This is a genomic window from Phyllobacterium myrsinacearum, from assembly GCF_014138285.1.
GTDB classification, from domain to species: domain Bacteria; phylum Pseudomonadota; class Alphaproteobacteria; order Rhizobiales; family Rhizobiaceae; genus Phyllobacterium; species Phyllobacterium myrsinacearum_A.
The window spans coordinates 15,615-39,901 of record NZ_JACGXN010000015.1; the positions used below are offsets into that span (position 1 = coordinate 15,615).

Consider the following 24,287-nt stretch of genomic DNA (forward strand, 5'->3'; position numbering starts at 1 on the left):
ACACGTCTCTAGAAGAAGTCCGATACAAGACGGCTCCACGACTCTCCGGCAAGCCCGCCGATAAACATCTCATTGCGCGCTATGGCATCCGTGACGCTGCTGTATCGTGTCGAGACGCAGGTATGGGCTCTGTGCTTGTAGAACATGCCCCTGTGACGGGACAGGGCCTCCAGCTGCCGGGGCTGAACATGCCCCCTGGCACCGACAAACCCGGACTGTTCCAGATGGTACATCATCTGGTTGACAACGGTATGTTCCTTGTTCTTCTGGCTGAAGACATTCATAATCTGCGCAATGGATCCCGGCTGGCCAAAGTAGACAAAACACCCGTTCAGTTCAGCTTTGCTGTCCCAGACGGAGCGAATATGCAGGGGGCCAAGCGAGCTGTTTTGCCGGGCAATTCCCAGAATCCAGCCAAGTTCCAGTTCTGACCACACCGGGCGGACGGAATAGGGTGCCAGAAATTCCGGGACCGTCGCCAGAAAAAGCTCCGATGACATTGTCTCGTCATGCATGCCGTGCGTGTGTTCGGTATTGAAGGAGGCAACCATTCGCTTCACCAGCCGATCGGCGGGGCGTGCGAGGGGAAGCCGCGCCGTAAAGCGCAAAAACGCTGAATGTTTGCCACCGGTCTGGGCAAGGAACCCTGCCGGCTGGAAAACACGGTACCAGTCAAGGCCATGCAAAGGCATCAATGTTCCGCCAACCGCCTTCCAGTGATCGGCACTCACCGGGGAAGCACTGTCGCTGAAGCAAAGATCCTGATGGCGTGGCCGCATTGTGAGCGCCAGTTCGGCGGCACCGCGACGGGACATATCAGGATCGGTCATGAAAGCGCACAGCAGGCGGGCAGTTACGATTCTGTCATCGACACTGTACTGCATGGGAATAGCCAGAATAGCGCTGTTTATACTCCCATTTTCCGTTTCGTGAACAAAGCTTCCGTACTGGATCTCGTAAAAAGGGCTGCCAAAAAACAGATCTTTGAAATAGTTGTTGAAGGCGGTGGATGAATCCCCGGTTTTCTTGCGGAATATTTTGTAGAACAGCCGTCCGACTTGCGGAATATCTTCCACAGTCATAGGACGTATCTGTCTTCTCCCTTCCATCATCGCCCCCGCATGAATTATTCAGATTATTTGTCAGGATATATCGATTGCCGGCATGAACATGCAATGCAATCGAATCACCATTTTTATATTTGCCATTAAAAGAATATCTACTTGGTAAATACTCTTTCCTGCGCTGCAGTGCGGCTGTTTCGCGCCAATCGCAGAAGGACAAGCCAGGCTGCAATCATAATGCTGATCTCGATCAGATAGATCGAAATGAATGTGCCCTGAGGCGGTGCTATCCACGTGGCCCAAGCGATCAATCCCGCACCCAGTGCATTGCCGGTGTTGAGAATGATCGCGCGTGGACCGTGATAGCCAGCTGCCCCAAGCGCGTCGATGGCCACCGACCATACGGCGAGAAAGATCACCGTGCCGCTCAATATCCGGCAGAATGACACCAGCGACACATATTCATGGCCAAACAGAATGGGTAGGAAGGGTGCTGCGATGTAGATGATCAGGGCTGAGCCAAAGCCGATGCCCAGAGCAGCCAGCAGAATTTTTTTGGTTTGGCCGATTGCGTTGTGAATGCCGTCCGCGCTCAGGCGTGCAAGGCTGGGATAGACGAGGCGGTTCATCGCGTCGATGGAAAGGTAACTGCTGTCCACGATGCGCCGTACGACGCCGTAACTGCCAACGACCTCAGGATTGGCCATGATGCCGAGCATGAGAAGATCGACATTCTGGCGGATGGCGCGAAAGATGAAGGGCGTTGCAAACAGGATTCCCAGTCGGATTTCTTCCCGCACGATCCGGTATTGTGGCCGCCCGAGCTTACGCAATGACCACATATAGACAATCGTCACCAGCACATGGGTTGCGAATTGCCAGACTGCCCAGTCGACCAGACTTGTGACTCCGAAAACGAGGCAGGCGAGCGCTGCCGCTGCCGTGCGCGCAAAAGCGAAACCAACGACTGAGCGGTTTGCTGCAGGAAATTGCGAATGGCCGATGAAGACTTGCTCGGTCAACAGGATAATGCGCACCAGAATGATATTGGTGATGAGAATCAGCAGGATCGCGACGATGTTCTCAACGGGATCAGGCGATAGCTTCATCCAGAACGGTAGAATAATGGCGCCGAGAATGACCAGCGCGATGCCGCTTGTCAGTGTCAGAATAAGATTGTGGCCCAGCATGACCGGATACATGGAATGATCGCGAGCGACGCGGCGCACCAGACATTCCGACGCACCAAGGCCGCACAGATGCACCGCAATACTCGTGACGGCGGTAACCGAGACAAACACGCCGAACTCAACCGCTCCGAACGAGCGCGCCAGAATAGCAAATGTCACCAGCTGCGCCGCGTTGGCGATCAGCAGACTGCCGCTTGAAGCAGCATAGGACAACACCATGGGAAAGAGCCGCGGCAATGCACCGATGATCTCGGTAATATTCAGTTTCATTGCGTTCTACGATCTGGTCGAAAGACTGAAATTTGCATCTATATCGCTAAACGCCTTGCTGGGAGATAGCCATTTATTAACCAAACTTTGCAATCTATGGTTTAGATATACATTACTGGCAAACCGTTACGGTTTGATTGATGCTTACAGAGTATTGCTGAATGTACAAATTACGCAACGCGGCAGGCAAAGCGCAACCGGCGGTACCCATCAACGGGCCGGTGGTTGAGAGCCGTGTACGCCGCGAGCCGGATCAAAAGCCGGCTTATACTTTTTCCTTGCCGCAGATTGACGTAAGTACTTTGATCGCTTGGCTTCTTGCCCGCTGGCACTGGATTCTGATAGCGGCGATCATTGGTGGACTGATTGGCATCAGCTATGGAATTGGCGCCAAGCCCCGCTACACCGTCTATACGGATCTTCTTGTACCGCCTGCCAACCTGCAGGTGTTACCCAATGATATTTACTTGCAGAATCAGCAGAGCGACAGCCAGCTGCTGGACGTCGAGAGCAAGATGCTGGTGCTGACATCCGGCAATGTGTTGCGCCGTGTTGTCAATGAACTCGGCCTGGTCAATGACCCTGAATTTGTCGGTAAAGGCGCATCGGGCTTTAGTCTTGGCGCGCTGTTTTCAAGCAAGCCGCCCGTGGCCGACAAGACTCTGGCGGCAATGCGCAGTCTGGGCGAAAGAATAGCGGCCCGCCGTCAGGAGCGGTCCTATATGATCACGATCTCGGCGTGGGCCAACAATCCCGACATGGCGGTGCGGATTGCCGACGCGCTTGCCAAGGCATTTGAAGAGGAAGTTGCGCAGGCTGAAGCTGATGGTGCAGGCCGTGCGGCATCCGCCCTGACCGATCGCCTTGCCGAGCTGAAGAAGAGCGCATCGGAGGCTGAGGCCAAGGTAGCGGAGTTCAAGCGCGACCATGGGCTGCAGACAACATCGGGCGAGCTGATGAGTTCGCAATCCATGGCACAGATCAACATAAAGCTGGTTGACGCCAATGCGCGCCTTGCCGAAGCCCAGTCCCGCTACGATGAACTGACGTCTTCAAAGCCAAATCTGACGAATCCCTCGGGCACGCTGCAATCGGCGACCCTGACGAGCCTGCGTTCGCAATACGCCACCGTCAAGCAAACCGTGGATTCCATGTCGATCACCTATGGCGCGCGCTATCCCGGGCTGATCCGGGCCCGTTCGCAGCTCAGCGGTCTCGAGCAGCAGATTTCACAGGAGACGGGCCGTATCCTGCGTGCCGCGCAGGTCGACCTCGAGCAGGCAAAATCCGTTGTGGATGCCCTGAAGCAGCAGGCTGCCAGTGCGCGGTCGTCGGTGTCCATGGACAATGACGCGCAAGTGCGATTGAGTGATCTGGAGCGGGACATGGCGACCAAGATCGCCATCTATCAGACGTTTCTGACCCGCGCTGGCGAAACGACCGAACGGCAGCAGCTCAACAGTACCAATATCCGGGTGATCTCGACTGCCGTTCCGCCCATGCGCCGCAGCTGGCCACCGCGGACGGCGGTGCTCGCAGCGGGTGGAACATTTGCCGGGCTGGGCGTTGGCGTGATCCTCGCCATTGGTATGGGCTTGCTGGGTGTAATGCGGGACGACCGGAAGACAAAGAAGGCGTAGGGCTAGTTCCTTTATGGATAGAAGCGAAAACAATGCACAACCGGGCACCGCTGTAACAGGTGGTATTGATACATTCGTGAGTCCGGGTGTTTATCTGTTTACGGCCTGTCGTCCGCATGCGCAGGCGAGCGCAGCGCTTTCACAGGCCAAACTGACGGTAGCCTATGCCTGACATTCTGAACAAACTGGATTACTGGTCGGACCGGATCACCGACAGGCTGATGCGTCGCCTGCCGGGTCCCCGTATCCGGATACCCACGTCACGGCCGGTCGTATCATTCACCTTCGATGATGTGCCCGACACGGCGCTGACCAATGGCGCCCGCATACTGGCCAATCATGAAGTACGCGGTACATTCTATATCGCAGGATCGCTTGAAGGGCAGGTGGAACCGAAGCGGACATTGATTTCGCGGGAGGGATGCCGCGCGCTGGCACAGCAGGGCCATGAAATCGGCTGCCATACCTTTTCGCACACGAAGGTTTCCCATATGGGAAACCAGCGGCTTGGTGCTGATCTGCAGCAGAACAAGGACTATCTCGACGCGGTCGATCCGCGCGACGCACGAAGAAATTTCGCCTATCCCTACAATGCCGGTTCGCTGTGGGGGCGGGGTGTTTTCCAGAGCCGCTTCCAGACCTGCCGCGCCGGCGGCGAGCGGATCAATCGCGGACCGGTCAATCCAGTCTTTCTGTCCGGTGTGGAAATTCGGCAGCCGGAGAGCCATGCGCAGGGTCTGACGACCTGGGTCGATACCCTGATCGCTGAGCCCGGCTGGCTCATCTTCTTCACCCACGATATCGCACCCCGGCCAACCGATTTTGGTTGTACGCCGGAAACATTCGAACGCCTTGTCGCCTATACGCTGGAGCGCGGGTGTACGGTGCTGACCGTAAGGGATGCGCTGGATTGCTTCGGAGCGGGGAGATTATCCTGAAAACTTCTGCATCCCCCAAACGTCTGCTTGCGATCAATAATTACTTTTACCGGCGCGGCGGTGCGGAAACGATCTTTCTCGATCACATGCAGCTGTTCTCGGAGATCGGCTGGGATGTGATTCCGTTTGCCATGCAGCACCCTGATAACAACAATTCACCGTGGTCGGAATATTTCGTTTCCGAGATCGAGTACGGACGGGAAAGCAGTCCGCTGACCAAGGTGGCTCAAGCCGGGAAGATCATCTATTCCTTCGAATCCCAGCGCAGCATCGAGGCTTTGATTGCGCAGGCCCGGCCGGATATCGCCCATGCACACAATGTCTATCACCATCTTTCGCCATCGATTTTTGCGACGCTGCACAAGGCAGGCATTCCGACTGTCATGACGGTGCATGATCTGAAACTCGCCTGTCCTGCTTACAAGATGCTCGTTGACGGACATGTCTGTGAAGAATGCCGTGGGGGCAAGATCTACAATGTCGTCCGGCACCGCTGCATCAAGGGGTCGCTCGCCTTGAGCGGCCTCGTCTTTCTCGAGACGATCGTGCACCGCGGGCTTGGCCTTTATCGGAACAAGGTCGATAAATTTGTCGTGCCCAGCAAGTTCTACCGCGAAAAGCTGATGGAATGGGGATGGCCGGCGGACCAGCTCGTCTACATCCCGAATTTTGTCGACACGCAGGCATTTGCCACCGGCTGGGACGAGGGGGATTACTTCGTTTTTGCCGGGCGGCTTGCGCCGGAAAAAGGGTTGGTAACATTGATCCACGCCGCGGCACTGGCAAAGCAGCGGCTGGTTATTGCTGGCACCGGTCCCGATGAAGCCATGCTCAAGGCACTCGTGCGGGAACTGGATGCGGACGTTACGTTTGCCGGCTACGTGTCCGGCAAAAATCTGACCCGGCTGATCGGTGAATCGAGAGCTCTGATCCTTCCCTCCGAATGGTATGAAAACGCTCCGGTCAGTATCCTGGAAGCTTATGCATTGGGCAGGCCCGTCATCGGCGCGGCCATTGGCGGCATTCCCGAGATGATCCGTGAAGGCGAAACGGGGATGACCGCTGTTGCCGGTGATGCGAATGATTTGGCGCGTGTCATCGCTGCCATGGCCGACCTGACACCGGCGGCGCGTGCGCGTATGGGCATGAATGGCCGCGACTGGATTGCCCGCGACTTTTCTGCCGATGCCTACCGCAACCGTATGGTCGATCTCTATGCAACGCTCGGAGTATCATGATGGCGGAGGGAAGCGGCACAGGAAAGCAGCCAAAGGTCATGATGCTGGGTTTGCGCGGCATTCCCGATGTGCAGGGCGGTGTGGAAAAGCATGTTGAAGAACTCAGCCAGCAGTTTGTCGACAAGGGCTGGGATGTCTCGGTTATTGGCCGCAAGCGTTATCTGCTCACGCCAGATCCCTATATCTGGAAACGCGTGAAGGTCTTCCCGCTGTGGTCACCGGCCTCCATGAAATTCGAAGCGGTCGTACACACGGCGCTGGGGGTGCTTTACGCGGCCCGTCATCGTCCCGATATCCTGCATATTCATGCCATTGGACCAGCACTCATGACGCCATTTGCGCGTCTGCTCGGCCTGAAGGTGGTGGTGACGCATCACGGTTATGATTATGACAGGCAAAAATGGGGCGGGCTTGCCAAGCGGATATTGAAACTGGGTGAGCAGGCGGGAATGCGGTTTGCCAATGGACGCATTGCCGTATCGAATGATATCGCCAGGACCATGGGAACGCGCTATGGCGTGCCTGTGCAATGTGTGCCGAACGGTGTGACAGTCCGCCGGAGCCGAATGGATACCGGTATTCTGCAAAAGCTCGAACTGACCCCGCACCGCTATGTCATCATGGTTGCGCGCATTGTGCCGGAAAAACGCCAGCATGATCTTATTGCGGCTTTTGCCAAACTTGGCGATCCCACCGTCAAGCTGGTTCTGGTGGGATCAGCCGAATATATGGCGGCGTATTCGCAGGAAGTGAAAACGCTGGCGGAGAATGTGCCGGGCGTTGTGCTCGCCGGCATGCAGACGGGCGATGACCTTGCCCTTCTCTACGAAAATGCCGGTCTTTTCGTCCTGCCGTCCAGTCACGAAGGCATGCCGATTGCCCTGCTGGAGGCAATGGGCGTGGGGCTGCCGGTTCTCGCCAGTAATATCACCGCGAACCTTGAGATAGGCCTGCCCGCCGGGGATTACTTTCCGCTTGGCGATGTCGAGCAGTTGGCAGCCGCAATGCGATCAAAGCTTGCCGCGCCGTTCGATGGCGACAGGGCAGCACAGCAGGGCAGTGAGGTAGAGAAGGAATATGGCTGGCTCAGTATTTCTGACCAGACCCTGAGCATTTACAATGCGGTCCTGAAACACACGGCGCTCTGATCTCTCTAGGTCGTACACTCATAAATCTGGTTGAAATGGCCTCATACCATTTCAACCAGATTTATGAGTGTACGACCTAGCGCAATGATCCTGACGGCCGCCCGCAATGGGCGGCCGTCATCGGTTTCACCAGGTCTTATTCCTTTGGCGCAGTTTTTTCGCCATCGTTATGGTGGCGATGCTTATGGCCATGTTCACCGCCCTTGTGGTGCTTCCAGCCATGCCGAAGTTCGCTCTTTTCGAGCTTCCCATCATCGTTGCGGTCCAGCACTGCAAAGCGCTTTGCCTTCTGCTTTTCAACTTCCGCGATCGTGACCACACCGTCGCCGTTGACGTCGAGGCGGTTGGTAATGCGGCGCGCGCGCTGTTCGACCAGCTGCTTCAATGCCATGGCGTCGATCTCATCCTTCGACAATGTGCCGTCGCCATTCGTATCGGCCTGCTTCAGGCGATCCATATTGGTGAACTCGGCAAGATCAACAACGCCATCGTCGTTGGCGTCGATTTTCGCGTGCTTCGAATGTTCGACTTTCACTGGAGCATCAGATGCTGCGGGTGCTGGATCCTTTGCGGGCGTTTCAGTTTGAGCGAGGGCTCCGCCTACAGCGAAAACGGTCAGGAACGTGCCGGAAAGAACAAGCGCTGTGATACGTTTCATGGTGGTCTCCTTGGTATCGCGAGCGGTTTGTTCCGCCCCGTGAAACCAAGGTAGCGTTGCGAAAATGAACCGGAGATGACTGGCCGCATTACGATTTCGTAATGAAAACAAATGGTTCAATGAAATCAGGCGAGTTGGGCAACCGCGGGCAGGCATGGAACGTCCGCTGCAAAAATGTAGAAAATATCCGGCGGCAGTTTAATTGTTTCGTGCAGGGAGATGAGAAAGTGGTGATCCCGACTGGATTCGAACCAGTGGCCTACAGATTAGGAATCTGTCGCTCTATCCTACTGAGCTACGGGACCATGCGGCCAGACATACTGTTTTTCATCGGTAACGCCAAGTCTCAAGATGCGTGAAATGCACGCATCTTGAGGGGCCAAGTCGCAAAATGTCAGGACGCGGCGGGCAGGGCGCTTTCGGCCAGCTGCACCCAATAGCTGATGCCATGGGGAATGACATCATCATTGAAGTCATAGGCCGGATTGTGCAGCGAGGCGCTCTCGCCATTTCCGATGAACATGAATGCGCCCGGCCGCGCTTCGAGCATGTAGGAGAAATCTTCCCCCGCCATCATCGGGGCGACCTCCAGATTGACCGCATTGTTGCCGGCCACGCTCTGGGCCGTGCGGGCGGCAAATTCCGTCTCGTTATCGTGATTGAATGTAACGGGGTAATTGCGATCATAATCCACCTTGGCGACCGCGCCCAAAGCGGTTGCCACGCCCTCAGCCACTTCACGCAAGCGCTTTTCGGCAAAGTCGCGCATCTCCGGACGCAGCGTGCGCACGGTGCCGGCAAGTTCGGCCTTCTGCGGAATGATATTGTGCGCATCGCCCGCGTGGAATTTGGTGACGGAAAGTACAACCGAATCCAGCGGATCCGTGCCACGCGAGACGATGGTCTGCAGGGCGTTCACCAACTGGGCGCCGATCACAACAGGGTCGATCGTGCGGTGCGGCTGGGCTGCATGGCCGCCGCGGCCTTCAATGGTGATATTGAATTCGTCCGTTGCGGCCATGATCGGACCCTTGCGGATGGCAAACTGACCGATGGGCAGGCCGGGAATATTATGCATGCCATAGACTTCGGAGATGGAGAAGCGTTCCATCATGCCCTCCTTGACCATTTCACGACCGCCGCCGCCCCCTTCCTCCGCCGGCTGGAAGATTACGGCGACTGAACCCTTGAAGTTGCGCGTCTCTGCGAGATACTGCGCTGCTCCGAGCAGCATGGCAGTGTGGCCATCGTGGCCGCAGGCGTGCATCGTACCGGGATTTTTCGACGCATAGGGCTTGCCGGTGATTTCGCTTAAAGGGAGCGCATCCATGTCGGAGCGCAATCCAACCGTCTGTCCTTCGCCATGCCGTCCGTGAATAATGCCGACAACGCCTGTCCGGCCAATGCCGGTCACCACCTCATCGACGCCGAAGGCATGCAGTTTGTCGGCCACAAATTTTGCGGTCTCGTGGACATCGAACATCAGTTCCGGATTCTCATGCAGATGGCGGCGCCACTGTGAGACTTCTTCCTGCATTTCGATGGCGCGATTGAGCAAGGGCATATTGGTTCAACTCCAAACGTGCTGATTACTTCTGACAATTCAGTGAACAGTTTAAAGGTGTTTTGCCTTTTGCCTGCCACATAGGATAGATAAGGCCATTGCGGCCCGGCGGGAAGCCCGGCAATAAATTCACAAGGCCATTTCCCTGGTTCTTTATACAGACAGGCTGGATATCTGGAATGCGGAAAACTGTAGCACTCTTTCTTTCAGGTTGCGTGGTGTCAACCATTGCAGGCCTGTCGACAGCAGCACTTGCTGGCCCGAACATCACAGTGGATGTGGGGACGGGCGAGATTTTGTCGCAGGAAGATGCGTTCCAGCGCTGGTACCCGGCATCGCTGACCAAGCTGATGACGGCCTATGTGGCGTTCCGCATGATCGAATCAGGGCAGATCACACTGGATACGCCGATCAAGATGACCGCCCGTGCGGCAAAAGAGCCGCCGAGTAAAATGGGCTACAAGGCCGGGTCCGAACTGACGCTGGACAATGCGCTGAAGATCCTGATGGTCAAATCCGCCAACGATGTCGCCATGGCTGTCGGCGAGACTTTGGGTGGCTCGTCGGAAAAATTTGCCGTTCTGATGAATGAGGAAGCCAAACGCCTGGGCATGTACGGCTCGCATTTCGTCAATCCAAATGGTCTTCATTCGGATGATCACTATACGACGGCGCGTGACCTCGCGATCCTGACCGTGCAGATGCGGCGGGAATTTCCGCAGTACATGCATTATTTCGATATTGAAGCCATCGATTCCGGCAACAAAATCCAGGCCAATTTCAATGCGTTGATCGGCCGGTTCCAAGGCGCAAACGGCATGAAAACCGGCTTTGTCTGCCCGTCCGGCTTCAATCTTGTCGGGTCGGCCACCCGCGATGGCCGGAACATCATCACTGTTGTTCTGGGCGAACTCAAGCAGCAGGGGCGTGCCACCAAGGCAGCCGAGCTGCTGGCCAAGGGTTTTGAAACACGCGGTACCGGCAACACGCTCGACGCATTGCAGCCTTACGGCCCGGCGACCCGCGATGTCGCGGTGAACATGCGTCCGACGGTCTGTTCCAAGGAGGCTGCGGCCTCCGACAGCTGGGACGGCAAGGATGTCGAGGGCCACATCGTCCAGGGCTCGCCCTACATGTATCGCATGGATCACGAACCGCAGGCGGAACTCGTCGCCCTGCTGCCTTCCAAGATCGTGACCAAAGGCAAGGATTTGAGCCGCATCCCCGTTCCGGTTCCCCGGCCCGACCGCGCATCGGTCACCGATGCGGCCAATGCCGCGAAGACAGTGAATTAACCCAGCCAAGATTAGGATATCATCATGAGTGGCCTGCATGCCCCCATTCCGGTTTCTGTACTCACGGGATTTCTGGGGTCAGGCAAGACCACCTTGCTCAATCGGTTGCTGAAAGATCCGGCGCTCGCCGATACGGCTGTGATCATCAACGAATTTGGTGATGTAGGTATCGATCATCTTCTGGTGGAAACGGCGAGTGAAGGCGTTATCGAGCTTTCGGATGGCTGCCTGTGCTGCACAGTCCGGGGTGAACTGGTTGATACGCTTGCAGATCTGATTGACCGTCTGCAGACGGGGCAATTGAAGAAACTGAAGCGCGTGATCATTGAGACAACGGGTCTCGCCGACCCGGCGCCGGTACTGCACGCGATCATGGGGCATCCCGTTCTGCTGCAGGCATTCCGCGTCGACGGTGTGATCACCACGGTTGATGCGGTCAATGGCATGGCTACGCTCGATGCCCACGAAGAAGCCGTCAAGCAGGCTGCGGTCGCCGATCGTATAGTCGTGACCAAGACCGACATGCCGGAAGCAGCGCAGGGGCTGCCGGCGCTGCGTGCTCGGCTTGCCACGCTCAATCCCGGCGCTGATCTCATTGATGTGGGGGACGCGCGCACCGGATTTGCGGCGCTGTTCGAATGCGGTGTTTATAATCCCGAGACAAAGACCATCGATGTGCAGCGCTGGCTGAAAGCGGAAGCCTACCGCGACCGCGAGCATGAACGTGAAGAGGCTGAGCATCACGCGGATCACCACCACCACGATCATCACAACCACGATCATGGGCATCATCATGATCACGATCATGCATCTCATGATCACCACCACCATGATGTCAACCGCCACGATGCGGCGATACGCTCGTTCTCGCTGACGCATGACGCGCCCGTGCCGCGGGCCGGTTTTGAGATGTTTCTCGATCTGCTGCGTTCTGCGCATGGCGAGAAATTGCTGCGGGTGAAAGGCATCGTGCAACTGGCGGATGATCCGGAGCGTCCGCTGGTCATTCACGGCGTGCAGCAGATTTTCCATCCGCCGGCGCGGCTTGCTGCCTGGCCTGAGGGGCGGCGGGAGACCCGCTTGGTGATGATCGTGAAGGATTTGCCGGAAAGCTACGTTACCCAGCTTTTCAGCGCGTTCCTCAACGAGCCTAAGGTCGATACGCCGGATCGTGCGGCGCTCTTCGAGAATCCATTGGCCATACCGGGACTGAAGGTCTAGGCGGGAAGCCGCTCATTCGGGCAGTAACAGACGGTCAAATACTGCGCATCATACTATGCGTGGTTCGCTCCTTGACAAGCTCGGGAAGCCCACCATGAGTCCGTGGTTCGACAAGCTCACCATGAGGGAGATGGAGGGTTGCAGGGAGCTATACTCTGCGAGACTGTTCAGACCGCAATCTTTGCGATTATCCTTGCAGCTTCCCTCTCCGTCATGGTGAGCTTGTCGAACCACGAACCACGAATTGGTCTCTCTGCAATTATGGATTAACCGCGTTCGATGTGGAAGCGGTGGCCTCCGTCGATGGTCACCGTCTCGATGAGCCTGTGCCCGTCTGTCATGCAAAAGTTCGGCATGTCGATAACGGCGAGGGGATCGCTGGTTGCAACCCAAAGGCGGCTGCCTTCCGGCATGGTTTCCAGACGTTTGCGGGTCTTGAGCACCGGTAGCGGGCAGTTCAGTCCGCGCAGATCATAAACATCAGCCGTCATGCCGGACACTCCCAGTGAGTGAATGCCACATGCTCAGTTGCCAATGATCTTCCACCATGCCTTCTTTGCCGGCTGCTCGGCTGCTGGAGCTACCACGTCCTGTACCTGCGCGGCTGTCGCCGCCGGTACGGAAGCGGTTGTCTGGGTCTGGGCAACCGGTACAGGTACGATGGTTGCAACCTGATTGGCCGTTGGCGTTGCCGCCGGTACAGCGGTCGGCAATGCTGCCACAGTCGTCATGCGATGCCGTTTGCTGACGTCGCGTTCTTCGCGCTCCTTGTCTGCAGCCACAGCGGAAGCGAGGCGCACCATGACCTGCGGCTTCAGGGCAGCATCCTTGTCCTGCGGCGACAGGGATGGCGGTTCCTGGGTTACCCGTTCGCCGCGCGCGCGCCGGGCGCTCCACTCCGCGATGATCTTGGCTTCGTTCAGACCTTGGATCGAGCGGCTCGGCGGCTGGATGCCACCCTTGCCGACCATGGACGAAAATGTCGCCTCATATGTGGTCTGATAGCTCTGATAGGCCATCTTCAGCGTTTCCGGCTGCTGCATGGGCGGGCATGTCGCGGTCGCTGCAATCGGCGCATTCGGATCGGTTGTGTTGTTGAAGACATATTTCTTCTCGCACACGTCGACCTTCGGCGGCACCTTGGTGATCTCGAAGTGGTCGTAGCCTTCCTTCAGATTCTTCCAGAAGGCGTAATTCGGATCGTCCTTGTAGCGCGCCATATTGGCTGCGGTCATGCGGAACGGATATGCCTGAAGCTGGATGGAGTCCTGACCGCCCTTGAACGCGTCACGGGCGAAGGCATAGATTTCCTGAACCTGCGCATCCGTCATCGAATAGCAGCCGGATGACGAGCAGGCGCCATGCACCATCAGATTGGCACCCGTGCGGTTCAGAGCCCGGTCAAGCGCATTGGGGAAGCCTGTGTTGAAGGACAGGTAATAGCTGGATTTCGGGTTCATCTGCCCGGGGCGTACGGCGTAGAAACCTTCCGGTGCCTGACGGTCGCCTTCGATGAATTTCGGGCCAAGTTTGCCCGACCATTTGCAGATCTGGTAGCTCGTGACGATATCGTAGCGGCCGTTGTCCTTGCGCTTCCACACTTCAAGGGCATTCTCTTCCTTGAAGATGCGCACCATGATCGGCGCAGTCATGCTCATGCCCTTGGTCTTCATCAGCTTGACCAGTTTTTCGGACAGTTGCTTTTCCGATTTTGGCGCAAGGTCTGTTACTGACGCACCCTGGCAGCCTGCCAGAAACAGGGTCAGCAATAACGGGGCAAGGATATGTGTCGGTATTTTCATCTTCGCAGCTGTTACCAGTTCGCTTCGTCGAAATTGTGTGGATTGCTGTCCACAACCCCCTATTTGCATCCGTTATAGTTGATAAAGCCTTACCGCAATGAGTCAAATTGCTCAATCACGCAATCGTCACCTGCAATGAAGACAGGGCGGATTTATGGCGAAATGCACTGTTTTTGCCCAATCAGCCCATCGTATTCGCGCAAAGACGTTTCACAATGCTCCATTGACAGGAAGCATCTGCGCTCGTCAATTGTTGCTTGTCGACCCGTTGTTTCTCACATCACGTGCGTGGTTCAATACCCTTTTGGCGAGGACAAAGCATGGCTGTTGCACCTTCCTTGACGCTGAAACGCCATTTGAAAGCGCCGCCCCGGCTGGTCTGGGCGGCCTGGACCGATCCTGCCATGATCGTGCGCTGGTGGGGCCCTGCAGGGGCCAAAACCCTCAAGGCTGAAGCCGATCCGCGCGTTGGCGGCACATTCCGGGTGATCTTTGTCACACCTGACGGCGAGCAACATGATGTCAGCGGCGTTTATTGCGAAGTGCTGATCGAGCAGCGTCTGGCGTTCACGTGGGTCTGGATTACACTGCCCGATCGGGAATCGCTGGTCACGCTGGTGCTGGAACAGGTGGAGGACGGTACGTTGCTCACACTGATTCACGAGCGGTTTTACGATGAAGCGGCGCGTGACCGTCATAGACAGGGCTGGAGCGGTGCGCTCGACAGTCTGGAGCAATTTGTCAACCAACAGGCGGTGGATCATCGTGACTGAGAATCCTGCAATCACCTTCCACCCGGCATCGCTGTCCTATCTGCCCCTGATGGCAAGATGGCTGATGGAGCCGCATGTGCGTGCGTTCTATCAGCCGGACCCAATAACACCGCGCGAAGTGGCAGAAGAATATGGCCCGATGTTCACAGGCGAGACGCCGGATATCTGCCACATCGCCTATTACGGCGAACAGCCTTTCGGTTATCTGCAATGCTACAGGAATGCCGATTACGAAGACGAATTACCCGAATCCAGGCAGGGCATCAGCGTCGATCTTTTTATCGGTGAGCCAGCATATGCGGGCAGGGGCCTTGGGGCCCTGATGCTGAAGGAATATCTGTCCCAGATCGCCTTTCCGCATTTCGCGGGCGAGCATTTTGCCTATATCTCGCACGAGGCCGATGACCTCGATGCGATCCGGATATCGGAATCTGCAGGCTTTAGACCAATTGATGAGTTTGAAGAGGATGAGGACCACGTTATCCTCTTCAGGTTCGATCGGAACAACAATGACAATAAAAAAGGCGGCGCCTGAGCACCGCCTTTCAAGAAATCAGCACCAACGGGGATTAGCCGTTGAGGGCATCCTTCAGAGCCTTTGCAGGCTGGAAGGCAACCTTCTTGGAGGCTGCGATCTTGATCGTTGCGCCAGTTGCAGGGTTACGGCCTTCGCGAGCGGCGCGCGACTGTACCTTGAACTTGCCGAAGCCTGGCAGCGAAACTTCGTCGCCAGCGACGACGGCATCGGTGATGCCCTTAAGAACGCTATCAACAATCGCCTTGGACTGAACCTTTGTAAGACCCTGATCAGCGACGAGCTTCTCGATAAGATCGGACGTATTCATGTTGGCGGTTTCCTCAGTATATTCGTTGATCGAAGGCGTCTGTATGGCACGCGTTGCCGCCTCTGTCATCAGGAATAGCGCGCATTTTCGGGGTTTATACCCAGTGTTTACAGGGTTTTTTGCAAAACCGGCTATGAATTTTGGGATCATGACCAGATCAGCCCCGCAAATTCCGTCAGGTGATTCGCTCTCTGATTCTGTCTGATCAGGGCTGGGCGGGACGCAGAGTGTCCTGCATTTGCCATATCGGCGGCTCGCCGATATGGCGAGCGAGGTGGTCGATAAAAGCGCGCACCTTGGCCGATACGTGCCGGGTTGGCGGGTAGACCGCGTAGATCCGGTAAGGCAGCGGCCGGGCTTCGGGCAGGACTGTGATGAGCGTTCCGTTGCGCAGGGCATCGGCCGCGATGAACATGGGCAAAAGGACCAATCCGAGTCCTGATATGGCCATGTCGCGCATCGCCTCGCCATTGTTGGCCACGATGCGTCCGTGCATGGCGACCGAGACGGGCTCACTGGGTACAGAGGCGTTCTCGAATTGCCAGAGTTGACTGGTGTTGACGTTCGAGTAATCGATGCAGGCAAAGCGCCCCAGGTCTTCAAGATCTTTCGGCAAACCGTTCGCTGCCGCAAAGGTGGGACTGCAGCATATGACGCGCCGGTCCGTGCAGAGTTTGCGCGCGATCAGGCTTGAGTCCTTCAGGATGCCGATGCGAATACCAACGTCGAAGCCGCCGCGCACGAGGTCGACCATGCGGTCATCGAGTTCCACGGCGATTTCAAGTTCGGGGTACTGGCGGGCAAAGTCCGCGATCATCCGGCTGAGGTAAAATGTTCCGAAGGTCATCGGTGCCGTAATGCGCAAGGTGCCCCGAATGGCGCTGTAACGTTCGCCCACGGTGTCGGCTGCATCCATGATCTCGCGCACGAGAGGCCGGACACGCTCGACAAAAGCGTGGGCATTGTCCGAAGCCAGCAGTTTGCGCGGCGAGCGCTGGAACAGTTCCGTGCCAAGCGCCGCCTCAAGATCGGTGATGCGCTTGCTGACAACGGATTTCGACAGATTGAGCCGTGCCGCGCTCAAAGTAATGCTGCCGGTCTCCATCACATCCAGAAAAGTCAGCAAATCGTCAAAACGCCATTTCATTGTTCTCTTATAGCGGACTATGCGGCGGCAATGAAGGCATTGCAGATGTTATTGTTCTGTTTCATCGAACATAGGTTGCAACGAAGCTGTCTTTATAGAGGAGCCGGGAGCGCAGATATTCACTCCAACGGCGCATGAGCGCCAAGCAACCAGTTCAGGAGGCTTCCATGTCTTTACAATTGACCGGTATTCATCATTTGACCGCCATTACGGCGAACGCACCGGAAAACCTGCGGTTCTATACCCAGACCCTTGGCCTGAGGCTCGTCAAAAAGACAGTCAATCAGGATGATACCAGTGCCTATCACCTCTTTTACGCCGACGGCGAAGCAACGCCGGGGACGGACCTGACGTTCTTTGACTGGCCTGTCGGTCCGGAACGGCGCGGTACGCACAGTATTTCGCGCACGGGTTTGCGCGTTGGCAGCAAGGGCAGCCTCGCCTGGTGGAAAGCACGCTTTGATGAACTCGGCGTCAAGTCAGATGACGTCACCGAAATCGGTGGCCGTGACGCGCTCGATTTCGAGGACGGCGAAGGCCAGCGGTTCCGTTTGATCAATGACGGCGGGGCGGCACCGTCGCATCCGTGGGAGAAAAGCCCCGTTCCAGCCGAACACCAGATCAGAGGTCTTGGTCCGATCACGATCAGCGTGCCTGACATCACCAACACGGAGGCCATTCTTCTGCATGTGATGAACATGCGGCAGACCAGCACCTATCCATCTCCAGACGGTGCGGGTCATGTCCACGTCTTCTCCATGGGTGAGGGTGGCCCTGCTGCTGAATTGCATGTCGCGGCCCAGCCAGACCTTCCCGTGGCCCGTCAAGGTGCGGGCGCCGTACATCACGTGGCGTTCCGGGCGCCGGATGTGCAGCAACTGCATGAATGGACAGAAAGGCTGAAAGGCTTCCGCATGCCATCCAGCGGCGAGGTCGAGCGTTACTACTTCCGCTCGCTTTATTTCCGCGAACCCAATGGTATTCTGTTCGAGATTGCCACGGATGGCCCGGGCTTCACTGTGGATGAACCTCTGGAAACGCTGGGTGAGGGATTGTCCTTGCCGCCGTTCCTCGAGGGAAAGCGGGCTTCCATCGAGGCCAACCTGAAGCCTCTGGTCTGACCAGAATGAATAAGGCCCGGCTCTCAAGTGCCGGGCCTTCCTGCATTTCAGGCCTCTTGATCAAGAGTAGCTGCAATCCACTGCCGCACGGCGTCAATATCATGCTGGCCGGTTTCATGGCCGGCATGAACACGCTCAACGGTGAGGTCCGCCCCGGATTGCTGCAGCAACGCTTCCAGATCCGGCGCCTGCGCACCGAACAGATCGTGTTCGCCGTTCACCATCAGAATGCGTGCATCGCTCAAATCAACGCGAGGCGTTTCTTCGAGAACATTCATGGCACGCAGAAGCACCGCGTTCCTGATTGCGCCTGGATGCAGCAGCATGGTTGCAACCAGCATATTGGCGCCATTGGAATAACCCAGAAATACGGTACGTTGCAGATCGAGATGGTAGGCCTCGACTGCACCCTCGATGAACCCCGCGAGAGCATCGGCTTCCGCGCGGATGTCCTGCTGGTCAAAGCTCAACGGTCCGAAGCGGCGGAACCAGCGGCCGATACCCTCCTCGGTGCTGCGGCCGCGCAGGCCAATAAGAGTCGCGAGCGCAGCGGCATTGGCGGCAAGTGGCAGCAGCATGGTCTCATTGCCGTCGGAGCCATGCAAAAGCACAAGAGTCAGGTCACCGGCTTGATCGGGTGTGTAGACACGATGCACGAATGGCAGCTCGCGGTAGATGAACCTGTCCTCGCCGGGCAGGCCGAACTGCGGCAGCATCACCTTGAGGTTTTCAGTTTCTTCGGCAAAATGCGGCGGAATGAACAGTTTTGTGCCGAGCGTTTCCGGCGGCTCGTCAATCAGCATGCCGGGCCCGTCCGTTGCCATCTCAAACAACGTGCCGCCGGGCTCCCGCACATAGATGGAATAAAAGTACTTGCGGTCATGCATAGCTGTTGCGTCCGACCCGTCCTTGACCAGGCGGTCATATGTCTTTTGGATGCGGGCGATGTCGGGCGCGCGGAAGGCGATGTGATCGATCGTTCCCGTCCCGGGTGCCGAACTCCAGAAGCCGGTGGCATCTCGCACGTCGACACAATCGCCCGACGCTGAAACCATTCGGACAATGGTGTCGGTACGCTCGCCGACGCTGTAACCGAAATAGCTTTCCAGAAATGTGCAGGTGGCCTGCGGCTGTTCGGTGAGGACGGTAGCGCCGCGAATGCGTTGGATGGCGTCAGCCCCGGAAATGCCATCGCCGGTCCAGGGCGCAGCATTCTTCACCGCCGATGTTCCGACAAGTTTGACGATAACGCCATCCGGATCTTTCAGGCGCAGGACCGGTTCACCGAATTCCTGTGCGGGGCCGGTCGTGGCAACATTGTGCTGAAGTGCCCGGGTCAGCCAGAAGCCGATGGCTTCGGGCGTAATGGCAAGCGAGATTTCACTAGGCTGGCCATACCCGACCCGGCCAAGTGATCCGTCTTCCCAGACGAGAAAGGTGATCAGGGAGCCGGGGGTTGCCGCGGCGTCACCGTAGAAGAGGTGCAGCTGGGTCGCATCTTCATAGCCGCCTGTACGCTTGACAAGGCGAAGGCCGAGAAAGCCGACATAAAAGTCCACGTTCGCCTGAACGTTGCGTGTGATCAGGGTGATGTGATGGATGCCGCTTGCCATGAAGTTCCTCCGCCGGTGCGTCGTTCGACTGATACCGGGTGACTGATACGGGGAAAGGAGGCGGGGTGCAACGCTGCGAAAAGGCACAGCAAAATCAGGCGGGGCCTGAAAAAACAACACCCACCGCGGGAGGAGGTGCGGTGGGTGCTATTTGTAAAGGCCGACTGGGAGGAGGAGTGCCGGCCTTTGAACGTTCGGAACCTGGGAGGAGGTCATCCCGAACGCTAACTCTAAATTCTATTAGCGCGCAGCTGCGGCCTTCTTGGCAACGAAGGCGATATCGCCACGGGAGATGCCGAGGTCGTTCAGTTCACGTGCGGACAGGCGGTTCAGTTCTGTGACAGTGTCACGATAACGGCGCCAGTTATTGTAAGAGCGGATCAGATTCATTTCACTCACCTTGGTAACTTCTTGTTTGTTGGATCATTTCTTGATCGTGAGCTGCATATAGTCGATGCCCGGCAAAACTTGCAGTGACAAGAATGCATAGCTGCTTTGCAGGAAGTGAGGAGTGGATGGCTAAATTGGGGCAGGTGGAATCACGTCAATTGTGCCCCCTATAGGCCCGCTAAAGGCGTGGCCTACTTCTTCTTGTTGCGGGCTGCCAGTTCCTTATCGGCTTTGCGCGCGGCAGCCTCGCACCGGTTGCGGAATTCTTCCACTTCCTCCTCGGTCAGATGCTCGATGCCGATGAAGACATTTTCACCCTTCGAGACCCGTACCAACTCATCCAGTTTGGCCTGAATGGCCACGCCGTCGCGGTTCTGTGTGTTCTGGATGAGAAACACCATGAGGAAGGTGATGATTGTCGTACCGGTGTTGATGACGAGTTGCCACGTATCGGAAAAGCCGAATATCGGTCCGCTCACCGCCCAGACGACAACAACCAGACAACAGAGGATGAACGTCAGCGGCTTGCCGGCAAACAGGGCGACCTTGTTGGCGATTTGGGTGAACAGTTTTCGCATCATGCCATCCCTTCGTGCATCCTGAAGAGAATTGAAGTGTACGAGAATCAGATGGCCCGGCCACGGCAAGTCTCTGCCGCGGTTCAATCGTCGGCTTTCCTTAACTGCTGGGCTGCATATTCGTTCCCCGGCCGGACTGGAGATCAAAGAGAAAGAACAGCGGTTTAGGCCAGCCCGACCCGTCACCGACGACGCAATATTGGAAGCCGCCGATCTCCCGTTACGGGCAGACTTTTCGTCCTGCAAGCCGACTTGGCAAATCCGAATTCTCCAAAGGCCGCGCAATGAGCATGGTCTTGCTGTTTGTTCATGGCAGTCTCCGTCAGGATAAGGCTTCTGAAGTCCACGAGAGCACGGCGCCTTGCACGAAGATTATGATGACAAGCAATATTTCCATTACACGACACCCGTCTGGGTGCATTTGCTCGCCTTCGGCGTCGTGGTGGGTATTGCGGTGCTGATCTGTGAAGTCTGCCACTCACTGGCATAGTCGCGGGACTTTTTTACGTGCCGATGCTGCCATCAATCCGCGCTGCCGGAATGACATAGCCGCACGTGCAATCGGGTTGGACAAACATATCGAGGCTTTGGGAAGGAATGGCGCGCCCGAAAGGATTCGAACCTCTGACCCCCAGATTCGTAGTCTGGTGCTCTATCCAGCTGAGCTACGGGCGCGTGCCACAAATGCGCGTTCGTCTGCGCAGGGCGGTTGGTAATCGGTTGGGCTGTGAATTGCAAGCAGCTTTGGCAAAAAAACTGCAACAATTTTTTGCGGGAACGTCGCACCCTGATTTATTCGGCGGCTTAATGCCGGAAATACAGGTTCCTGTTGCGGTTGGCCGCGCTATTTCGGTGGAAAAGAAAAAGCCCGGAACGTGCCCGGGCTTTTGTTCATGTCTTAAAGGTTGCGCCCGATGGCGAGGAATTTGTCGCGCCGGTCTTTTTTCAGCGCTTCACCGTCCATCGCCGCCATGGATTTCAAGGCAACGTTGATGATATTGCCGGTGGCTTCGATCACGGCTTCCTTGCCGCGGTGGGCGCCGCCCATGGGCTCGGGGATAATGCCGTCAATGATTTTGAGCTCGTACAAATCCTGAGCTGTAATGCGCATGTTGGTTGCAGCATCCTTGGCGCGGGTGGAATCATGCCAGAGAATCGATGCAGCACCTTCAGGTGAGATTACCGAATAAATCGCATGTTCGAGCATGTAGACGCGATTCGCCGTGGCAATGGCGATGGCGCCGCCGGAGCCACCCTCGCCGATGATGACGGAAACCATCGGTACTTTCAGATTGAGGGATGCGGCGGTCGAACGGGCAATGGCTTCTGCCTGTCCGCGTTCTTCCGCGGCAATACCCGGAAAGGCACCCGCCGTATCCACGAGCGTGATCACTGGAAGGTTGAACCGGTCGGCCAGATCCATGATACGCACGGCCTTGCGGTAGCCCTCAGGCATGGCCATACCGAAATTGTGCTTCAGTCGGGACTTTGTGTCATTGCCCTTTTCCTGACCGATCACTGCAACGGCCTGACCATTGAAACGGGCAAGACCCGCCTGGATAGCTTCGTCTTCGGCAAAGTTGCGGTCGCCGGCGAGCGGCGTGAAATCCGTGAAGAGCTTGGCGATATAGTCGACGCAATGCGGACGGTCCGGATGGCGGGCGATCTGCGCCTTCTGCCACGGCGTCAACTTGCGATAGAGATCGCGCAAGGCCTCTGCCGACCGTTTTTCCAGACGAGTGATCTCGTCATTGGTGTCGAGCGCACCGCCTTCTTCCGCAAGCTTCTTCAGTTCGAGAATCTTGCCATCGAGATCAGCAACTGGCTTTTCGAAATCGAGATAGTTGTACATGGACGACGTGTCTGCCTGCAAAACGGTGGATTTTTCACGACCTAACTGGCTGTTGCGGACGCTCATGTCAAGGAAGCATGGCCGACAAGGCGCGTTCGCGGGGCCAGTTATAGAGATAATTCCGGCGAAGGTGTGGTGGAATCCCGTGGATAAGGCTGAGGTTCAAGGGCGTGCTTTCATTCAGGGGACAGGTACGGGCGCAACTAAGCGCCTGGCTTCTTGGTTGATCTCAGGCGTTTGGCCGGTGCTGTCTTGGGTTTCGGATCCGGTTTCTTCGCCGATCTTGTGCGTTTGGCAGGCTTGGGTCGTTGCCAGCCGATCCACTGGCCAGCGCCGTCATAGTGGTGAAAACCGAGGGATGCGTTGTGAAGGCCCTTGCGCAACTCGTCCGGGTCAAGGTCAGGCATGTTTTGCGACAGGGCAGGCGGAAGATGGTCGATATTCAGCCAGTCCGCGTCAAAATAGATATGCTCAGGACCATTGTCGTTTTCGACGATGATGAACCACTCGCTCTCCATGTAGTCGCCGAACCACGGGTCCGGAAACATGGCCTGTTTGAAAGAGAAGCCAAGGCCATCGATCTCGTCCCAGTTCCAGTGTTCCCGCCATCCCATGGAGCGGATCAACTGGCTGGTTCGCATGAAGCCTTTTTCGTCAAAGCGGATCACTTCGCTGTCCGTCTCGACAGGCGATGGCTCCGGTCCCGAAAACAGCTTTTTCAACAGCCGCCACATAGAATTTCCCGCCAAGGTCTATGGTCCCGCCTGTTTTGCGGGGGGAAGGGTTCAGTCTGCCAGAGGGTGGTGCTCCGTGACAAGGCGGTGCAGCCGCTCCTCCATGACATGGGTATAAATCTGGGTCGTGGAAATATCCGAGTGGCCCAGCAATTGTTGTACCGCACGCAGGTCCGCGCCATTCTGTAGGAGATGGCTGGCGAAGGCATGCCGTAACACGTGGGGAGAAATTGCCGAAGTAACAAGTCCGGCACGGGCGGCAAGGCCCTTGAGTTCGCGCGCAAAGACCTGCCGGGCCAGGAAACCGCTTTCGGAAATCGCGGGGAAAAGCCAGGGATTGTCGGCAAGATTTGGCAAAGCATCGCGCACCGCGAGATATTTGGTCATGGCTTCACGTGCCTTGCCCGAAAGAGGCACCATGCGGTCTTTCGACCCTTTGCCGCGCACCATCAGAAAGCGGTGATCGGAACGGGCGATCGTGACAGGCAATCCGACCAGTTCGGAAACGCGCAAGCCCGTTGCATAGAGAATTTCGAGCAGCGCGTGCAGGCGCAAGGCTCTCAGATGGTCGCCTGCAGGTGTCGTCGTGTCGAGAGTTTCCAGTTCAGCACGCCCCAGCAGCTTCTCGACATCCGCCTCGCTGAGAATTTTTGGCAGCGAACGGTCCTTCTTGGGCGCATCCAGCGTACCCGTCGGATCGTCAGCGCGGATATTTTCCGTATAGAGGAAGCGGAAGAACTGGCGCAGGGCGGACAGCCGCCGTGCCTGCGAGGTGGACGCATAGCCGCGACCGGCTATATCATTGAGATAGGCGCGGATTGTTCCGGGCTCCGCCAAGGTCAGCTGTACCCCGGTGGCGCTGGAGAATGTTGCCGCATCTTCCAGATCGCGGCGATAGGAATCGAGCGTATTCTGGGCCGCGCCGCGTTCGGCGCTCATCATCTCAAGAAACGTCTCTATCGCTGCTGCTGCGCGCATGGCTTCACTTTGGATTGACCGGTTTGGGATTGAGCTTTTCGGTTGGAATGCGAATGGTGAGATCCGTTTGCGTTGGGTGTACAAACGTCACGAGCGCCAGCATCCCCGCATAGACGAGCCCGGCGAGAACCGCGAGGGTGATGATCAATCGGGTCAGTGTTGGCATCAAATCGACTTTGCAAGCTTGCTTTTCGTGTTCCATAATCTTGCAACGGAAACTCTTATGAA

General features: G+C 56.9%; 26 protein-coding genes and 2 tRNA genes. 11 read left to right on the forward strand and 17 right to left on the reverse strand.

The window, feature by feature from the left end:
- Positions 1 to 8: 8 nt before the first annotated feature.
- Together FHW16_RS25525 and FHW16_RS25530 are read right to left on the reverse strand one after the other, a co-directional pair.
- Positions 9 to 1,082, reverse strand: coding sequence for a GNAT family N-acetyltransferase (locus FHW16_RS25525; protein WP_182552095.1), 1,074 nt, complete (start codon positions 1,080 to 1,082; stop codon positions 9 to 11).
- Between the two features lie 137 nt (positions 1,083 to 1,219).
- A complete protein-coding gene (locus FHW16_RS25530; protein WP_182552096.1) occupies positions 1,220 to 2,524 on the reverse strand; it encodes a lipopolysaccharide biosynthesis protein in 1,305 nt (434 codons plus the stop codon).
- Positions 2,525 to 2,685: 161 nt separating this feature from the next.
- Here FHW16_RS25530 and FHW16_RS25535 point away from each other — a divergent pair, with 161 nt between their 5' ends.
- Genes FHW16_RS25535 through FHW16_RS25555 form a run of 5 tightly spaced genes read left to right on the forward strand, consistent with a single transcriptional unit; the run spans position 2,686 to position 7,488 of the window.
- Entirely contained in the window at positions 2,686 to 4,164 is a 1,479-nt protein-coding gene (locus tag FHW16_RS25535) for a GumC family protein (RefSeq protein WP_182552097.1), read from the forward strand.
- 13 nt (positions 4,165 to 4,177) lie between these two features.
- Complete coding sequence (locus tag FHW16_RS25540) at positions 4,178 to 4,336, forward strand: hypothetical protein (protein ID WP_182552098.1); 159 nt, start codon at positions 4,178 to 4,180, stop codon at positions 4,334 to 4,336.
- A complete protein-coding gene (locus tag FHW16_RS25545) occupies positions 4,329 to 5,102 on the forward strand; it encodes a polysaccharide deacetylase family protein (RefSeq protein ID WP_182552099.1) in 774 nt (257 codons plus the stop codon). The genes FHW16_RS25540 and FHW16_RS25545 overlap by 8 nt, the downstream gene beginning before the upstream one ends.
- Positions 5,096 to 6,340: a glycosyltransferase family 4 protein gene (locus FHW16_RS25550; RefSeq protein WP_432652091.1), complete on the forward strand. Its 1,245-nt coding sequence runs from the start codon at positions 5,096 to 5,098 to the stop codon at positions 6,338 to 6,340. The genes FHW16_RS25545 and FHW16_RS25550 overlap by 7 nt, the downstream gene beginning before the upstream one ends.
- Entirely contained in the window at positions 6,337 to 7,488 is a 1,152-nt protein-coding gene (locus FHW16_RS25555; protein WP_246711964.1) for a glycosyltransferase family 4 protein, read from the forward strand. The genes FHW16_RS25550 and FHW16_RS25555 overlap by 4 nt, the downstream gene beginning before the upstream one ends.
- Positions 7,489 to 7,624: 136 nt before the next feature.
- Here the strand turns inward: FHW16_RS25555 and FHW16_RS25560 are convergent, their stop codons facing one another.
- From FHW16_RS25560 to FHW16_RS25570, 3 genes are all read right to left on the reverse strand, one after another.
- Positions 7,625 to 8,146 carry an EF-hand domain-containing protein gene (locus FHW16_RS25560; RefSeq protein ID WP_182552100.1) on the reverse strand — a complete coding sequence of 174 codons (522 nt, stop codon included), beginning with the start codon at positions 8,144 to 8,146 and terminating at the stop codon, positions 7,625 to 7,627.
- 228 nt (positions 8,147 to 8,374) lie between these two features.
- Positions 8,375 to 8,451: transfer RNA gene (locus FHW16_RS25565), tRNA-Arg, on the reverse strand.
- 89 nt (positions 8,452 to 8,540) lie between these two features.
- The gene (locus tag FHW16_RS25570) at positions 8,541 to 9,710 is read right to left on the reverse strand and encodes a M20 aminoacylase family protein (protein WP_182552101.1); all 1,170 of its coding nucleotides are present in this window, start codon (positions 9,708 to 9,710) and stop codon (positions 8,541 to 8,543) included.
- Positions 9,711 to 9,889: 179 nt separating this feature from the next.
- On the opposite strand from FHW16_RS25570, the gene FHW16_RS25575 reads away from it, so the two are divergent.
- Positions 9,890 to 11,005: a D-alanyl-D-alanine carboxypeptidase family protein gene (locus FHW16_RS25575; protein WP_182552102.1), complete on the forward strand. Its 1,116-nt coding sequence runs from the start codon at positions 9,890 to 9,892 to the stop codon at positions 11,003 to 11,005.
- Between the two features lie 33 nt (positions 11,006 to 11,038).
- Positions 11,039 to 12,226: a CobW family GTP-binding protein gene (locus FHW16_RS25580; RefSeq protein WP_182552188.1), complete on the forward strand. Its 1,188-nt coding sequence runs from the start codon at positions 11,039 to 11,041 to the stop codon at positions 12,224 to 12,226.
- A 266-nt stretch (positions 12,227 to 12,492) separates the two neighbouring features.
- Here the strand turns inward: FHW16_RS25580 and FHW16_RS25585 are convergent, their stop codons facing one another.
- Complete coding sequence (locus FHW16_RS25585; RefSeq protein ID WP_182552103.1) at positions 12,493 to 12,717, reverse strand: sulfurtransferase TusA family protein; 225 nt, start codon at positions 12,715 to 12,717, stop codon at positions 12,493 to 12,495.
- A gap of 33 nt (positions 12,718 to 12,750) precedes the next feature.
- A complete protein-coding gene (locus FHW16_RS25590; RefSeq protein ID WP_182552104.1) occupies positions 12,751 to 14,028 on the reverse strand; it encodes a L,D-transpeptidase family protein in 1,278 nt (425 codons plus the stop codon).
- A 320-nt stretch (positions 14,029 to 14,348) separates the two neighbouring features.
- On the opposite strand from FHW16_RS25590, the gene FHW16_RS25595 reads away from it, so the two are divergent.
- The gene (locus tag FHW16_RS25595; RefSeq protein ID WP_182552105.1) at positions 14,349 to 14,801 is read left to right on the forward strand and encodes an SRPBCC family protein; all 453 of its coding nucleotides are present in this window, start codon (positions 14,349 to 14,351) and stop codon (positions 14,799 to 14,801) included.
- A complete protein-coding gene (locus FHW16_RS25600) occupies positions 14,794 to 15,336 on the forward strand; it encodes a GNAT family N-acetyltransferase (protein WP_182552106.1) in 543 nt (180 codons plus the stop codon). The genes FHW16_RS25595 and FHW16_RS25600 overlap by 8 nt, the downstream gene beginning before the upstream one ends.
- A 34-nt stretch (positions 15,337 to 15,370) precedes the next feature.
- Here FHW16_RS25600 and FHW16_RS25605 read toward each other — a convergent pair whose 3' ends face one another.
- Complete coding sequence (locus tag FHW16_RS25605) at positions 15,371 to 15,646, reverse strand: HU family DNA-binding protein (protein WP_091880272.1); 276 nt, start codon at positions 15,644 to 15,646, stop codon at positions 15,371 to 15,373.
- Positions 15,647 to 15,851: 205 nt separating this feature from the next.
- Positions 15,852 to 16,793: a LysR family transcriptional regulator gene (locus tag FHW16_RS25610; protein WP_182552107.1), complete on the reverse strand. Its 942-nt coding sequence runs from the start codon at positions 16,791 to 16,793 to the stop codon at positions 15,852 to 15,854.
- A 167-nt stretch (positions 16,794 to 16,960) separates the two neighbouring features.
- Here FHW16_RS25610 and FHW16_RS25615 point away from each other — a divergent pair, with 167 nt between their 5' ends.
- Complete coding sequence (locus FHW16_RS25615; protein WP_182552108.1) at positions 16,961 to 17,914, forward strand: ring-cleaving dioxygenase; 954 nt, start codon at positions 16,961 to 16,963, stop codon at positions 17,912 to 17,914.
- 47 nt (positions 17,915 to 17,961) lie between these two features.
- Here FHW16_RS25615 and FHW16_RS25620 read toward each other — a convergent pair whose 3' ends face one another.
- From FHW16_RS25620 to FHW16_RS25630, 3 genes are all read right to left on the reverse strand, one after another.
- Positions 17,962 to 19,527 carry a VOC family protein gene (locus tag FHW16_RS25620; protein ID WP_182552109.1) on the reverse strand — a complete coding sequence of 522 codons (1,566 nt, stop codon included), beginning with the start codon at positions 19,525 to 19,527 and terminating at the stop codon, positions 17,962 to 17,964.
- A 240-nt stretch (positions 19,528 to 19,767) separates the two neighbouring features.
- Positions 19,768 to 19,917, reverse strand: a complete 150-nt coding sequence (locus tag FHW16_RS25625) for a DUF1127 domain-containing protein (RefSeq protein WP_091879951.1) — start codon at positions 19,915 to 19,917, stop codon at positions 19,768 to 19,770.
- A 191-nt stretch (positions 19,918 to 20,108) separates the two neighbouring features.
- A complete protein-coding gene (locus tag FHW16_RS25630; protein WP_182552110.1) occupies positions 20,109 to 20,498 on the reverse strand; it encodes a low affinity iron permease family protein in 390 nt (129 codons plus the stop codon).
- 358 nt (positions 20,499 to 20,856) lie between these two features.
- Between FHW16_RS25630 and FHW16_RS29125 the strand changes: the two genes are divergently transcribed.
- On the forward strand, positions 20,857 to 20,985 hold the full coding sequence (locus FHW16_RS29125; RefSeq protein WP_281410139.1) for a hypothetical protein: 129 nt from the start codon (positions 20,857 to 20,859) through the stop codon (positions 20,983 to 20,985).
- A 108-nt stretch (positions 20,986 to 21,093) separates the two neighbouring features.
- Here the strand turns inward: FHW16_RS29125 and FHW16_RS25635 are convergent.
- From FHW16_RS25635 to FHW16_RS25655, 5 genes are all read right to left on the reverse strand, one after another.
- Positions 21,094 to 21,170 (reverse strand) — tRNA-Arg (locus FHW16_RS25635).
- A 223-nt stretch (positions 21,171 to 21,393) separates the two neighbouring features.
- Positions 21,394 to 22,347, reverse strand: a complete 954-nt coding sequence (locus FHW16_RS25640; RefSeq protein WP_182552189.1) for an acetyl-CoA carboxylase carboxyltransferase subunit alpha — start codon at positions 22,345 to 22,347, stop codon at positions 21,394 to 21,396.
- A 203-nt stretch (positions 22,348 to 22,550) separates the two neighbouring features.
- A complete protein-coding gene (locus FHW16_RS25645) occupies positions 22,551 to 23,081 on the reverse strand; it encodes a hypothetical protein (protein WP_182552111.1) in 531 nt (176 codons plus the stop codon).
- 51 nt (positions 23,082 to 23,132) lie between these two features.
- Positions 23,133 to 24,059 (reverse strand): site-specific tyrosine recombinase XerD, encoded by a 927-nt coding sequence (xerD, locus tag FHW16_RS25650; RefSeq protein WP_182552112.1) that lies wholly within the window; start codon positions 24,057 to 24,059, stop codon positions 23,133 to 23,135.
- A 4-nt stretch (positions 24,060 to 24,063) separates the two neighbouring features.
- Positions 24,064 to 24,225, reverse strand: a complete 162-nt coding sequence (locus FHW16_RS25655) for a histidine kinase (RefSeq protein WP_182552113.1) — start codon at positions 24,223 to 24,225, stop codon at positions 24,064 to 24,066.
- Between the last annotated feature and the right edge of the window lie 62 nt (positions 24,226 to 24,287).